The organism is Kaistia soli DSM 19436 (assembly GCF_900129325.1).
GTDB classification, from domain to species: Bacteria; Pseudomonadota; Alphaproteobacteria; order Rhizobiales; family Kaistiaceae; genus Kaistia; species Kaistia soli.
On the sequence record NZ_FQUP01000001.1, the window covers coordinates 642,799 to 655,505 of the forward strand.

General features: G+C 65.5%; 13 protein-coding genes. All 13 read left to right on the top strand.

Annotated features, from left to right (window positions below):
• Positions 1-97 precede the first annotated feature (97 nt).
• The 13 genes from mdlC to BUB39_RS03340 all read left to right on the top strand — a co-directional run bounded on the left by mdlC (position 98) and on the right by BUB39_RS03340 (position 12,704).
• Positions 98-1,684, top strand: a complete 1,587-nt coding sequence (gene mdlC, locus BUB39_RS03275) for a benzoylformate decarboxylase (RefSeq protein ID WP_073052723.1) — start codon at positions 98-100, stop codon at positions 1,682-1,684.
• Between the two features lie 153 nt (positions 1,685-1,837).
• Positions 1,838-2,176, top strand: a complete 339-nt coding sequence (locus BUB39_RS03280) for a GCG_CRPN prefix-to-repeats domain-containing protein (RefSeq protein ID WP_244540136.1) — start codon at positions 1,838-1,840, stop codon at positions 2,174-2,176.
• 42 nt (positions 2,177-2,218) lie between these two features.
• The gene (locus BUB39_RS03285) at positions 2,219-2,716 is read left to right on the top strand and encodes a Spy/CpxP family protein refolding chaperone (protein WP_073051583.1); all 498 of its coding nucleotides are present in this window, start codon (positions 2,219-2,221) and stop codon (positions 2,714-2,716) included.
• Between the two features lie 138 nt (positions 2,717-2,854).
• Positions 2,855-4,327, top strand: coding sequence for an FAD-dependent monooxygenase (locus tag BUB39_RS03290; protein WP_073051584.1), 1,473 nt, complete (start codon positions 2,855-2,857; stop codon positions 4,325-4,327).
• A gap of 64 nt (positions 4,328-4,391) precedes the next feature.
• Positions 4,392-4,736 (top strand): hypothetical protein, encoded by a 345-nt coding sequence (locus BUB39_RS03295; protein WP_073051585.1) that lies wholly within the window; start codon positions 4,392-4,394, stop codon positions 4,734-4,736.
• On the top strand, positions 4,723-5,085 hold the full coding sequence (locus BUB39_RS03300; protein WP_073051586.1) for a hypothetical protein: 363 nt from the start codon (positions 4,723-4,725) through the stop codon (positions 5,083-5,085). The genes BUB39_RS03295 and BUB39_RS03300 overlap by 14 nt, the downstream gene beginning before the upstream one ends.
• A 78-nt stretch (positions 5,086-5,163) precedes the next feature.
• Positions 5,164-7,116: a CocE/NonD family hydrolase gene (locus tag BUB39_RS03305; RefSeq protein ID WP_084526855.1), complete on the top strand. Its 1,953-nt coding sequence runs from the start codon at positions 5,164-5,166 to the stop codon at positions 7,114-7,116.
• A 178-nt stretch (positions 7,117-7,294) separates the two neighbouring features.
• The gene (locus BUB39_RS03310) at positions 7,295-7,813 is read left to right on the top strand and encodes a hypothetical protein (protein ID WP_139251325.1); all 519 of its coding nucleotides are present in this window, start codon (positions 7,295-7,297) and stop codon (positions 7,811-7,813) included.
• 454 nt (positions 7,814-8,267) lie between these two features.
• Entirely contained in the window at positions 8,268-8,603 is a 336-nt protein-coding gene (locus tag BUB39_RS03320; protein ID WP_073051589.1) for a hypothetical protein, read from the top strand.
• Between the two features lie 262 nt (positions 8,604-8,865).
• Positions 8,866-9,729 carry a MurR/RpiR family transcriptional regulator gene (locus BUB39_RS03325; protein WP_073051590.1) on the top strand — a complete coding sequence of 288 codons (864 nt, stop codon included), beginning with the start codon at positions 8,866-8,868 and terminating at the stop codon, positions 9,727-9,729.
• 41 nt (positions 9,730-9,770) lie between these two features.
• Positions 9,771-10,919 carry an ABC transporter ATP-binding protein gene (locus BUB39_RS03330; protein WP_073051591.1) on the top strand — a complete coding sequence of 383 codons (1,149 nt, stop codon included), beginning with the start codon at positions 9,771-9,773 and terminating at the stop codon, positions 10,917-10,919.
• A gap of 1 nt (position 10,920) precedes the next feature.
• Entirely contained in the window at positions 10,921-11,871 is a 951-nt protein-coding gene (locus tag BUB39_RS03335) for a carbohydrate ABC transporter permease (protein WP_073051592.1), read from the top strand.
• A complete protein-coding gene (locus BUB39_RS03340) occupies positions 11,871-12,704 on the top strand; it encodes a carbohydrate ABC transporter permease (protein ID WP_073052725.1) in 834 nt (277 codons plus the stop codon). The genes BUB39_RS03335 and BUB39_RS03340 overlap by 1 nt, the downstream gene beginning before the upstream one ends.
• Positions 12,705-12,707 lie beyond the last annotated feature (3 nt).

The window sequence follows — 12,707 nt, forward strand, 5'->3', positions numbered from 1 at the left end:
CGGGAAATTGGGCCGCACGCAGTGAGCGGCGAGCATGGGGCGTCACCCAATCGACATCAGGCCGATCGGCGACCGGCGGCCATTCCCGAGGCTCATCATGGCAACCATTCGCGAGCTCACATACGACCTTCTCCGCCGCAACGGCATCACGACGATCTTCGGCAATCCTGGTTCGAACGAGTTGCCTTTCCTGCAGGACTTCCCATCCGACTTCCGCTACGTCCTCGCCCTGCATGAGGGCGTCGCTATCGGCATCGCCGACGGCTACGCTCAGGCCACCGGCCGCACGGCTCTGGTCAACCTCCATTCCGCAGCCGGCACCGGCAATGCAATGGGCGGCCTCGCCAATGCCTGGAACTCGCATTCGCCGCTGGTGGTGACAGCCGGCCAGCAAACTCGCGCCATGATCGGCATCGAGCCGCTGCTGACAAATCTCGACGCGACCATGCTGCCGAAACCGCTGGTGAAATGGTCCTACGAGCCGGCACGCGCCGAAGACGTGCCCCTCGCCATGAGCCGCGCGCTGCATTTGTCCAGCCTGCCCGCCGCGGGACCGGTTTATCTCTCGATCCCATATGACGACTGGGCCAAGACTGCCGAACCGGACTCGCTGCGGCTACTGGGGCGCACCGTCTCCGCCGCTGGCGCCCTCGACGCCGGTGCTGCGACTGCGCTCGCCGCTCGCCTCGATCGCAGCACCAATCCCGTCATCATCCTCGGACCCGACGTGGACGCGGCGCGCGCCAACGCGCATGCCGTGACGCTCGCTGAGCGGCTCGCGGCGCCGGTCTGGGTCGCGCCATCTGCGCCACGCTGTCCCTTCCCGACCACCCATCCGAACTTCCGCGGCCTGCTGCCCGCCAGCATGGCCGGCATCTCCAGGCTGCTTGCCGGGCATGATCTGGTGCTGGTGGCCGGCGCGCCGGTGTTTCGGTACCACGAGTACGAGTCGGGTCCGCTGCTGCCGGACGGCGCCGAATTGATTCAGATCACCTGCGATCCCGACGAGGCCTGCCGCGCGCCGATGGGCGATGCGATCGTCGGCGACGTCGGCCTCATCCTCGCGGCACTCGCCGCCACGGTCTGCAAAGCGGCCCGGCCGGCGCCGCAGCCGCGGACCACGCCTTCGCCCGTCGCGCCTGGGACAGCGCCCCTCGCTGCCGAGCGCGTCCTCGAGCTCATCGCCGCGATTGCCCCGCGCGACGCCATCTATGTGAACGAGTCGACATCGACCATCGAAGCCATGTGGGAGCGCATGCGCTGGGAGAATCCGGGCAGCTACTATTTCGGCGCGGCGGGAGGTCTCGGCTTCGCCATGCCGGCCGCGATCGGCGTCCAGCTCGCCGAACCAGACCGGCAGGTGATCGCGCTGATCGGCGATGGCTCGGCCAATTACAGCGTCACCGCCTTGTGGACAGCGGCGCAGCACGATGTGCCGGTCGTTTTCGTCATCATGCGCAACGGCACCTATGGTGCACTCAGATGGTTCGCTGGCGTACTGAAGGCGCACGGCGTGCCGGCTCTCGACGTGCCGGATATCGATTTCGTGGCCATCGCGACGGGCTACGGCCTGGAGGCCGTGCGGGTCGAGACGGACGACGCCTTTGCTGCCGCCCTCGCCCGCGCGATCGAGGGCCGCAGGCCGTGCCTGATCGAAGTCGCGACCGCCTGGACGACACCCTGACCGGCGCAGAGCGGCGAAGATCGAGCGCCGACCGATGATCACCAGTTCTGATGATGTCCGGCTCGGCCAGAACAGGCATGAAAGCGCGGTGTACGCCAGACACTCGGTCGAATGACCTGAGGAACCAGACACTAACCTTTGAGGTGACTACAAATGCGAACCATCCTGAAAGGTCTTGTTGCCATTGGCCTGACGGCACTGGCGGCGACGGATGCCTCGGCGGCGTCAATCACCGTTCCTGTCCAGGCTCCGAATTTCAACATCGTCCTCGTCGCGCAGGGCTGCGGTCCATATGGCTGGCGCGGTCCCTGGGGTCATTGCCGTGACACCCCGTTCACCGGGCGGATGCCGGGCGGCGGCTGGGCCTACAATCTGCCGCCGGCCTACGGCTATTTCGGCAATGGCTGCCCGCCCGGCTTCTGGCACGGGCCGTGGGGTCACTGCCGCGACACGCCGTATCATGGCCGGCTTCCCGGTGGCGGCTGGCAATAGGCCCCCCCTCCGAAACCGATCCGCACACAACAGAGCAACATCATGAAAACAACATTCCTGACCGCGATCGCGCTGGGTGCTTTCCTCGCCTCGGCACATCCCGTCCTGGCCGAGGACGCAACGCCGCCGGCCAATCCTCCCGCCGTCGAAATCTACACGGAGGCCGATGCACAGGCCGTCCTCGACGCCCGCATCATTGCCCTCAAGACCGTAATCGGTCTCTCCGTCGATCAGGAGAAGCTGTGGGCGCCTGTGGAGACAGCCATTCGGCAGATCGCTGCAAGTTCGGCCGCGCGGCGGGCCAAGCGCGCAGACGCCCCTGAGCCGGCGAGCTTTGTCGACATTCTGGAGCGGACCGCCGACGCGGAGGCGACGCGTGCCGCCGAGCTCAAGACCGTCGCCGAGGCACTGAAGCCGCTGGTCGCCACGCTGACGCCGGAGCAGCAGCGCCGGATTCCGGCCTTCCTCGGCCTGCGCGAGGCGAACAACGGAATTCCGCAACCGACGGCGGAACTGTGGCTGTTCGAGGAGGAACAATAGGCGGCATGGCGAAGCACGAGGACCTGCTGCGGCGGGTCCTCGGGAAGCGAACCAAGCCAGCGTTGCGCCGCGGTCGACGCAGATCATGCCGGCCGAACTGAATCTTCGCCGGTGGAACAGAAGTTGAGGGGAGCCAAAATGACAGATTGCGTTCTGGTAGCCGGCGCCGGGCCGGTCGGGCTGACGATGGCGCTTGAACTTTCGCGCTACGGCGTTTCGGTCCGCGTGATCGACAAGATTTCCGGACCTTCGGACACGTCGCGGGCCGTCGCGATCTGGCCGCGCACGCTGGAACTGCTCGATCGCTCCGGCGTGGCAGCAGACCTCGTCAAAGCGAGCAATCACGTGGTGTCGGCCAAGATCTTCTCCGGCAACACCCTGGTCGGACAGATCAAGCTCGACGGAATCCCGTCATCGTTCCCCTTCGCGCTCATGGCGCCGCAATACGAGACGGAAGGCGTGCTGCGCCGCCACCTGAAGGCGCAGGGCGTCGAGCCCCAATTCTCCACGGAGCTCGCGGACATCGCGCAGGATGCGGACGGCGTTAGCGCGACGTTGCGCGCCGCGGACGGGACGGAGACCACGGAACGCTTCGACTGGCTCGTCGCCTGCGACGGCTCCCACAGCGTGGTACGCCATCGCCTCGGCCTCGAGTTCGAGGGCGACACGCTCGGCCTCGACTGGACCCAGGGCGATTTTCACCTGACCGGCATGCCGATTCCCGCCTCGGAACTCGCCATCTTCTGGCATCCGGAAGGTGCGCTGATGTTCTTCCCGATGGCGCCGGATCGCTATCGCATCATCACCAGCCTCGGCCCCTCGTCGGACGTCGAACCCGTTCCGCTCGACCTCGCCGCCTTCCAGAAAGTCATCGACCGCCGCGGGCCCGGCGGCATCACGCTGACGGACACGGTGTGGACCAGCGCCTTCCGTATCAATGAACGGCAGGTCGACGCTTACCGCTCCGGCCGGATCTTCCTCGCCGGCGACGCCGCCCACGTGCACAGCCCGGCCGGCGGCCAGGGCATGAATACCGGCATGCAGGACGCGATCAACCTCGCCTGGAAGCTGGCTCTCGTCAGCCGGGGCATCTCCACGGCGCCGGTGCTGCTCGACAGCTACGACGCCGAGCGCCGGCCCGTCGGAGCCGAAGTGATCCGTGAATCCGGTCGGCTCACCAAGGCCGCGACGCTGGAGAGCCACGCCCTGCAGGACGTCCGCAATTTCGTCGCGCATCTCGTCCTTGGCCTGCCCGCCGCCCAGCATGCCATCGCCGGGATGATCACCGAGGTCGCGATCGGCTATCCGCAAAGCCCGCTGAACGGACCGTCGGACGACGGCGCCGCTGCCGGCACCCGCGTGCCGCCAGCGGTCGGCGAGACGCCCTATGGCGGGGCCGATTCACCGCGCTTCAGCCTGCATGGCACCGGCGAGGGCGCCGCGTCGCTGGTGTCGCAGTTCCCGGCCCTGCTGGAGCCGCAGCTTCGCTCCCCGCAGGCGGCGGGCGGCCTCGCCCTCGTCCGGCCCGACGGCTATCTGGCGATGTCCGTGCCGGAGCGAGACTGGCCGGAGATCGCCGCTTATCTGGCGCGGTTTTCCGCACCGGCCTGAGCAGGGCGTCCAGCGCACCGCGAAGGCGCGTCGCCATAACGTCGATTCCCTTTGAGGAGGCATCATGACCGGAGATTTCGAGAGAAAGCTGACGAGGCGCGTCTGGGCGGACGACGCCTTCGCGGATCGACTGGAAGAGCGGCCCGACGAGGCCCTGCAGTCGATCGGCCTGTCGGTGCCGGCCGGGGTCAAGGTGAAGGTCGTCGTTCAGAAGCGCGACAGGATCTACTTCACGATACCGCCGGTCCGGAGCCCGGGCTCGCCGCCGCCGACGGCGCCCCTCAACCAGTTCGACCTCTGGTCGAGCAAGGGTCTGTTCATCTGGCTGGTGCCGGTTGCAGCCAAGTTCAAGCTGCTCGCCCTGCGCAACGCCGCGCGCCAGACGGGGGATGGTCATGCGCAGCCCTGATTTCGTCGAGGCTACTTACGAGCGCATCGCGACCGATCCGGCCTATCGTGCCAGGCTGCTGGCCGATCCGGTCGCCACCGTCTCAGCGGAATTCGGCTACACGCCAGGGCCGGACCTGAAGATCGAGATCATCGAGCAGGCGGACGACACCATCATCATCATCGTACCGCCGAAGCCCGAGGCGGGCGAGGATCTAGAGAGGGCGTTGGAGCGCGTGACGGAGCAGTCTCTCGACCTGCTGTTCTCGTCCGGCATCGGCGGCTTCTTCATCCCGGACGACGCCCAGAAATGGCTGCTCCGCGCGATGCGACTGGCATCCCAGGAGAAGGCCGACCCGGCGGGATCGTAGACTTAGCTCGGACCGTGGTCTGCGCAGTGCCGGCCCGGCGTATCGCGGTCGACGAGGTGCTACGCAAGGGAGTCTCGGATGATGCCGATTACTAAGAAGCAAGAGTTCTGGGACAATCTGATTCCGCTGAAGGGCGGGCTCTTCGGCGAGCAGCTCGCCGGCTGGAGACCGGGCCCGGCCGCGCGATTGGGGCTCGGCTGCCGCATCCTGGCGGACCAGCGGATCGACGTCGCGCCTAACGTCGCGCTCGCTGCCGATGTCTACCTTCCGAAGGTTCCGGGGCGCTATCCCGCCGTTATCGCCTTCGCCGCCTATTCCAAGGAGCTGCAGGCCGCCGGTGCGCCGACGGGCTCCAACGAGGCCGGCAGCCCCCCGGTGTTCACCGATCGCGGCTATGCCCATATCATCGTGGCCCGCCGCGGCATGGGCCGCTCGACCGGTGCCGACGCCGTCTATCTGAACGACACGGACGTCGCCGACCACGCCGTGGTCATTCAATGGGCCGCGGCGCAGCCCTGGTGTGACGGGCAGGTCGCGCTCTTCGGCACGTCCTACTATGGCATGACCCAGCCGCAGGTAGCGCGGCTTCGCCAAGCGGCCTTGAAGGGCTTTTTCGCCATCGAGATGTGCACGGACTTCTTTCGCCACATCGCCATGTTCGGCGGCTCACCCCAGCCCGATTTTTTTGCGACATGGATGGGCGCCAATTTCACGCCGTTCCAGTTCAAGCTGCATGTGCCGCCGCTGCTGCGCGCGATGGCTAGCCACATCACCAACTCGCCGCTCAAACGGCTGTGGTGGCCACAACTGAAGAAGCGCATGACGCGGGTCATGCGAGGATTCCGGAACGAAACGCCGACAAGGGCTTCGCTCGGATTGTTCGCCGCCCTCATGCTCGACGGCAAGACCCGCGCCAGCAGCGTCCTGCCGGCCGGCCCTTCCGGCGCGCTGGGCGACATCGCGGTCCCGTTCGTGGTCGTTCAAAACCCCGGCTATCTCAATCTGCACCAGTTCGGCGCCTATGACCTGTTCGAGAACGCCGGCACGCCAGCTGCCAGCAAATGGCTGATCATCGGATCTCCCGCCTATGAACTGCCCGCCTATCACTGGCAACTCGAGGCGCTCGCCTTCTTCGACCATCTCCTCTACGGCGCCGACAATGGCTATGCGAGCCAGGCGCGGGTGCGCTACTGGCGCCAGGGCGCCAGGACCTACGGCTCTGCAGAAGACTGGCCGCCTCCGCAGAGTGCGCCGCTACGGCTCTATCTCGCATCGAATGGCGCCGACAGGACCACGCACTGTCTGACGCCAGAGCCGCCGACCGACGGTCTGAAGAACCGCTGGGCGGCCGTCCCTCCGGGCGCTACGCTTGCAGCCGGCTTCGACGAGGTCACCAATCAATCCCTCGTCTTCGAACTGTCGATCGAGGACGAGATGGAACTGGCCGGCCCTGTGACGGTGAGTCTCGCCTTCAGCTCGAACGAAATCGATTCCCACGTCGTGGCCCGCACGGGCGTCGTTGCGGCTGACGGAAGTTACACGATCCTGTCGATGGGCATGATCCGGCCGGCGTGCCGACGGATCGACGAGACCCGCTCCACAGCCACTGAGATCGCCATCGACGTTGACACACCGGAGCCGCTCGTGCGGGACGTTCCGGTGATGCTCCGCTTCAGCCTGACGCCGCAGCCGGTCCTGCTGCGGCCCGGCGAGCGCTTTCGCCTCGACATCGGAAGTCGCACGGATCTCCTGCGCAGCGATGTGAGCCACGGCTACGCGCAATTCGACATGCAGGTTCCGCCCTATTTCGCGCGCAACGCCGTCCACTACGGCGAGGACAGCTTCATCGAAATGAGGCACGTAGCGAGTATCCGATCTCTGCGATGGGGCTCTGCAGAAAATTGGCAGCCCGAACCCGCGAGACGCCGGTCGCCTCGGCCAGCCGGCAGATCGCGCCCAATCGCACGAATGCCCGCCTTGCCAGATCCGATGCGCCGCGTCGCTAGCCCGCAAGGACCCGTCGGGCCGTAAACCGTCTGGGTCATGCGCAGGCCGCACCGGCGCCGAACGGCCACCTGCAGCCATCGACCGCCATAAGGTGAACCGGGACCCCGCGCGGCCCGCCACCCGCCGAGGCCAAGGCGCGCAAAATCTCCACCCTTTGATGTTAGTCTATGTCAGTCCCTCGATGCTTGAGGAGCGCGCGAATTTGGGTGGCGTACCGATATCTGTAATTTTGTGCGTGGTCGGCGCGGGGATCGGCTTCCTCGTCACGCGGCTCAACGACTGGATCGTCGAAAGCCGCGAATTCCGACGGGCCAGCCGGCATCTTCGGACCGAGGCGGCCAATGTCATACGTCACTATACTATTACTCAGGAAAAGCTCGCCGGGCATGAGACTGAGGTCGCTTGGCGCAACGTCGTGAATCTCGAGATCGGCCGATTCTATGGCAGTGGTTTGGGCACATTCGACATGAGCGCGCTCCGCCTCTTCGACGAACCGGTCGCCGAAGAGGCAATGTATCTGATGCTCACGATCCGCAATAACAATGCCTATATAGACCAAGCTAAGCTGCACCTCGCTTCTGGTGACAAGGAGCAATTTAACGACGTTTGCCAGGAACTGACCGAACGCTGCCAGCTGACCATCGAGCGGGCCCGGCGGACGGAAGATATGCTTCGCAGCGGCTCCTATCGACTTCGATCGCCGATCAAGGGGACTGTATAGGGCGCCGCACCCAACCGACGATACAGCGACGCCGAAAGGCGTCTCGCACTCGTTGTCCGCAGTATCGGAACGCGTCGTTACGAGCCAGTCCGCTGAATGATGCGCGCCGCCGCAAATGCGCTGAGCGACCTGGGATTTCGATGTTGGGGCTCGAATTTCCCTTCGTTCTGCGCAGAAATTCCTTCCGTGGCTATTAAGGGAATTCGGGACGAAGTCCGTTGAATTTCAGTGCGTTATGCCGCCTTCCAGTGCCACATGAACGCCCGGACAGTGCGAACTCCCTCTGGTTTCCCTATATTGATGGAATTCGCGCGCCCCTCACGGCCGGCTTCGACGAGGTCGCCAATCAATGCCTCGCCTTCGAAATGCCGATCGAGAACGAAATGGAGTTCACCGGGCCCGTGGTAGCGCGCATCGGCCTCGTCGCGGCGGACGGAAGCTACAAGATGCTTCGATGGGCATGATCCGGCCGGCGTGCCGCAGGATCGACGAGACCCGCTCCACAGCCACTGAGATCGCCATCGACGTCGACACACCGGAGCCGCTCGTGCGGGACGTTCCGGTGATGCTCCGCTTCAGCCTGACGCCGCAGCCGGTCCTGCTGCGGCCCGGCGAGCGCTTTCGCCTCGACATCGGAAGTCGCACGGATCTCCTGCGCAGCGATGTGAGCCACGGCTACGCGCAATTCGACATGCAGGTTCCGCCATATTTCGCGCGCAACGCCGTCCACTATGGCAAGGACAACTTTGTCGAGATGAGGCGCGCGGCCAGTGGCCGACCACTGCAATAGCCAAAAGTGGCGGTCGAGTTCGCGGCAGACACGCGGGTGATAGTGGCAAGTGCACGCGCTTTGTACGCTTCGGCGACATTCGTGCAGATCGCGGCGAATGGCAGGTCTTGGGGAACGGGTTCGGGCCCTTCGCCGTCCGAAATGAGGGCGCGAAGCGGACCACGCTGCAGCTCAGCTGGGAATGTCCCGAATACAGTCCTCCCAGGCCACCCGGCTATCCTGTATCAGAAGGAGCTGTTCCCTTGCGACGCCTGGAGCCTTGATGAGTTCGAACCGAAGCAGCGACGCGACTGCGGCCGAACGCGACGCTGATCGCAGCATTCTCAATCGCCTTCAGGACGAGATCGAGCACTTGCCGAGCGCGCTCGCGCGCATCGCCAAATATATCGTGGAGAACCCGGAAAAGGTCCTCCGGCAGTCCGTTTCGCAGCTCGGTGAATATTCGGGCAGCGGCGAGGCCAGCATCCTGCGGCTCTGCCGACAAATCGGCTTTACGGGCTTTCGGGATTTCAAGCTCGCCCTCGCCGCCGAGGTCGGACGAACCGGCGTTCGACACAATATGTTCGTCCGCAGCGAGGCCTCGATCGAGACGCTCGAACAGGCGCTCGTTCAAAATCTCGCCATGGCCCGCAGCCACTGCGACCCGGAGACGCTGGATGCCGTGGCGTCGGTCCTGGCAACCAGCCGGCGGATCGACCTTTTTGGCGCGGGCATGTCCGGGATCGTGGCGGAGATGTTCGGCTTCCGGTTCTTGCGCGCCGGGCTTACCGCCCTCGTATTCCGCAACACGAACATGGCGCATGAAGTCGCCAACGGGCTCGGCCCCGGCTGTGTCGCGATCGGCATCTCGATCTCCGGGCTCACGATGGATACCGTCAAGTTTCTGAAAGGGGCCCATGATGCGGGCGCCACGACCGTCGCGGTCACCAACCGCAGTCGAAGCCCCCTCGGCGACATCGCCGATTTTCGCCTGCAAGCCGCTGGACTGGACGACTATCCGATCGGTGATACGCTGACGGCGACTGTCGGCAAGATCTTCGTCCTCGAATGCCTGATGCTGAGCCTTGCGCGGCATATGCCGGCCACACCTTTTATGGAGCAAAACTCCATAACGTCATCTTCATGAAATAAAACACCACTAACGTTCCGCCATCGCAGGAGAGCGAGATGGCGGGCGCAGAGCTTCATATCGATCGGATTGCCAAGCGCTTCGGCGCGGGACAGGTGCTGCGCGACGTCTCGCTTGAGATTGCGGCGGGCGAGTTCGTGACGCTGCTCGGACCGTCCGGCTGCGGCAAATCCACATTGCTGCGCATCATCGCCGGGCTTGAACGAGCGGACCGAGGCAGCGTTCGCGCCGGCGGACGTCAGCTCGATCCGCTCGCCCCCAAGGATCGAGGCCTCGCCTTCGTCTTTCAGAGCTATGCGCTCTATCCTCACCTCTCGGTCTTCGACAATATCGCCGCGCCCCTTGTGATGCGCGAATTGAGCAGTCTCGAGCGGCTGCCCTTCGTCGGCCGGCGCCTGGCCGGCTCCGCCGCGCGGCATCGATCGATCGACGATCGCGTTCGCCGCACGGCGAAGATCCTGCAACTGGAAGCGCTGCTCGATCGTCGTCCCGCGGCCCTCTCCGGCGGTCAGCGCCAGCGGGTGGCACTCGGAAGAGCCCTCGTGCGCGAACCGCAGATCTTCTTGATGGACGAGCCGCTCGCCAATCTCGACGCGGGATTGCGCATCCATACGCGTGGCGAGATTGCACGCCTGCATCGGGAAGTCGGCGCCACGACGCTGTTCGTGACGCACGACCAGAGCGAGGCGACCGCGCTGTCCGATCGGGTCGCCGTGATGTTCGGCGGTGAAGTTCGGCAGTTCGCCTCGCCGGTCGAACTCTACCGCAATCCCGTCGATCTCGATGTGGCGCGTTTTCTGACCCAGCCCTTCCTCAACACATTGCCGGTGGACGCACCGGTGCAAGGAGCCGTCCGGATCGGCGAGTGCCGGGTACCGGTCCGCGACGCCGTCGGCGTTTCCGAGCCCGGCGTCCTGGCGTTCCGGTCCGAACATGCGTCGCTGGTACTGTCCGGGACGGGCGGTCATATGCCGGTCACCGTGAAGCGGATCGAGCATTCGGGGGCCGAGGCACATGTCTTCGTCAGCGCCCCGGACGGGATCGACCTGGTGGTCCGCGCGCCGGCGGAGCTTGCCGTGCGGCTTCGTCCCGGCCTCGCGGTGCATCTTGCCATCGACACGGACAGAGCCTGGTTCTTCCCACGAAACGGTCGTCGCTCGGCTGTGGCCCGCGACGAGGCGGCCTGACATGGCCGCGCTCGCTGGTCCCGCCTTGTCCAGGCCCGAGGCGCCGATGCCGTCCTGGACGGTCCATGCGGCCCAGCGACGCGCTGCCATGGCGCTGACTGCGCCGGCGACGCTGCTCCTCGTGGCGCTTCTGCTCGGCCCGGCCATGCTGGTGCTCGTGCTCTCTTTCACGAATGCCTCGCTCGGGCTCGGGGGGATGACATTTGTCGGCCTCGGCAACTACGCACGCATGCTGACCGACCCCGGCTTTGCGACGAGCCTTCGCAACACAGCCCTCTATGTCGCGATCGTCGTTCCCGCCTCGATCGGGCTCGGTCTTGCGGCGGCGATCCTGATCGAGCGCGTCTCCGTCTTCGGATCCTTCTATCGCGCCGCTTATTTCCTGCCGGTCGCGGCGACACTGGTGGCGCTCTCGACAGCTTGGGAAGCGATCCTGCATCCAAGCTTCGGCCTCGCAAACATGGCTCTCGGGCTCGTGGGAATCGGGCCGATCCGCTTCCTCTCCGATCCCGCGACGGCGCTCTACACCCTCGCGGGCATCGGGATATGGCAGCTCGTCGGCTTCAACATGATCCTCTTTCTCGCCGGCCTCTCGTCGATCCCCGAGGAACTCTATGAGGCAGCGGCCATCGACGGCGCCGATCGCGGGTTGAAGCGCTTCCTGCTGGTCACCTGGCCAATGCTGGCGCCCGTGACGCTGTTCGCGACGGTGATGACGATCATTCGCGGCTTCTCGGTCTTCGAGACAGTTGTCGTCCTGACCGAGGGCGGGCCGATGCGCTCGACCACGGTCATTCTCTACACCTTCTACGAAGAGGGCTTCCGCTACTTCCGCGCCGGCTATGCCTCGGCGATCGCCGTATCGTTCTTTCTCTTCGTGACGACGCTCTCGCTGCTGCAGATGCGTCTTGCCGAGCCGCGCAGGACACGAAACGGCGGAGCCGCATCATGATGGTGCGTCCACAGTCACGGGCCGCGGCCGTCGCCACCCATGGCGTGCTGATGCTCGGTGCCGCCATCATGTTGCTGCCGTTCCTATGGATGGTCCTCGCCTCGCTGACACCGCAGAGCGAGATCTTCAGCGGCGCGCTGCTGCCTCATCCGAGCCTTGCGGGCGCCGTCGAGAATTACGGCACGGCAATGACGCGGATCCCGCTGCTGCGCTTCATGGTCAATGGCGTCGTCGTCTGCCTCGCGATCGTCCTGCTGCAGATCGCCATCGCAATCCCCTGCGGCTATGCGCTGGCCAAGCTGTCGTTTCCCGGCCGGGCCTGGCTGATGGCGGCCGTGTTGCTCGGCCTTCTGGTGCCGGTGCAGATCCCGACCATTCCCGTCTATATCGCGCTGGCCAAGGCAGGACTGCTCGACAGCTATGGTGCGCTGGTCCTGCCCTGGATCATCTCGGTCTTCGCGATCTTCCTGTTCCGACAGTTCTTCGTGACCTTTCCGGACGAGATCCTCGATGCCGCCCGGCTCGATGGCTTCAGCGAGTTCTCGATCGCCTGGCGGATCATCCTGCCGACGGCCTGGCCGGCGATCGCCGCCTTTTCGATCTTCTCCGTCGTCGCCCACTGGAACGACCTTTACTGGCCGCTGGTGGTCGTGACCGATCCCGACCTGATGACGCCTGCGCTTGGCATCGCCTATTTCCGCCAGCTCGGCGAGGGCGCCGGCCAGGTCGGAGCGCTCATGGCCGGCGGCGTGGTCGTCACCGCGCCGATGGTCGTCCTCTTCCTCGCCATGCAGAAGCACTTTGTCCGCGGACTGGTCATCGGCCGGCACTGACCC

Bases quoted from the DNA above. Each gene is read 5' to 3' on its own strand.
- BUB39_RS03330 (WP_073051591.1), top strand. From the start codon at position 9,771: ATGGCGGGCGCAGAGCTTCATATCGATCGGATTGCCAAGCGCTTCGGC.
- BUB39_RS03280 (WP_244540136.1), top strand. From the start codon at position 1,838: ATGCGAACCATCCTGAAAGGTCTTGTTGCCATTGGCCTGACGGCACTG.
- BUB39_RS03325 (WP_073051590.1), top strand. From the start codon at position 8,866: ATGAGTTCGAACCGAAGCAGCGACGCGACTGCGGCCGAACGCGACGCT.
- BUB39_RS03285 (WP_073051583.1), top strand. From the start codon at position 2,219: ATGAAAACAACATTCCTGACCGCGATCGCGCTGGGTGCTTTCCTCGCC.
- BUB39_RS03320 (WP_073051589.1), top strand. From the start codon at position 8,268: ATGGGCATGATCCGGCCGGCGTGCCGCAGGATCGACGAGACCCGCTCC.
- BUB39_RS03335 (WP_073051592.1), top strand. From the start codon at position 10,921: ATGGCCGCGCTCGCTGGTCCCGCCTTGTCCAGGCCCGAGGCGCCGATG.
- BUB39_RS03290 (WP_073051584.1), top strand. From the start codon at position 2,855: ATGACAGATTGCGTTCTGGTAGCCGGCGCCGGGCCGGTCGGGCTGACG.
- BUB39_RS03300 (WP_073051586.1), top strand. From the start codon at position 4,723: ATGCGCAGCCCTGATTTCGTCGAGGCTACTTACGAGCGCATCGCGACC.
- BUB39_RS03305 (WP_084526855.1), top strand. From the start codon at position 5,164: ATGATGCCGATTACTAAGAAGCAAGAGTTCTGGGACAATCTGATTCCG.
- BUB39_RS03295 (WP_073051585.1), top strand. From the start codon at position 4,392: ATGACCGGAGATTTCGAGAGAAAGCTGACGAGGCGCGTCTGGGCGGAC.
- BUB39_RS03340 (WP_073052725.1), top strand. From the start codon at position 11,871: ATGGTGCGTCCACAGTCACGGGCCGCGGCCGTCGCCACCCATGGCGTG.
- mdlC (WP_073052723.1), top strand. From the start codon at position 98: ATGGCAACCATTCGCGAGCTCACATACGACCTTCTCCGCCGCAACGGC.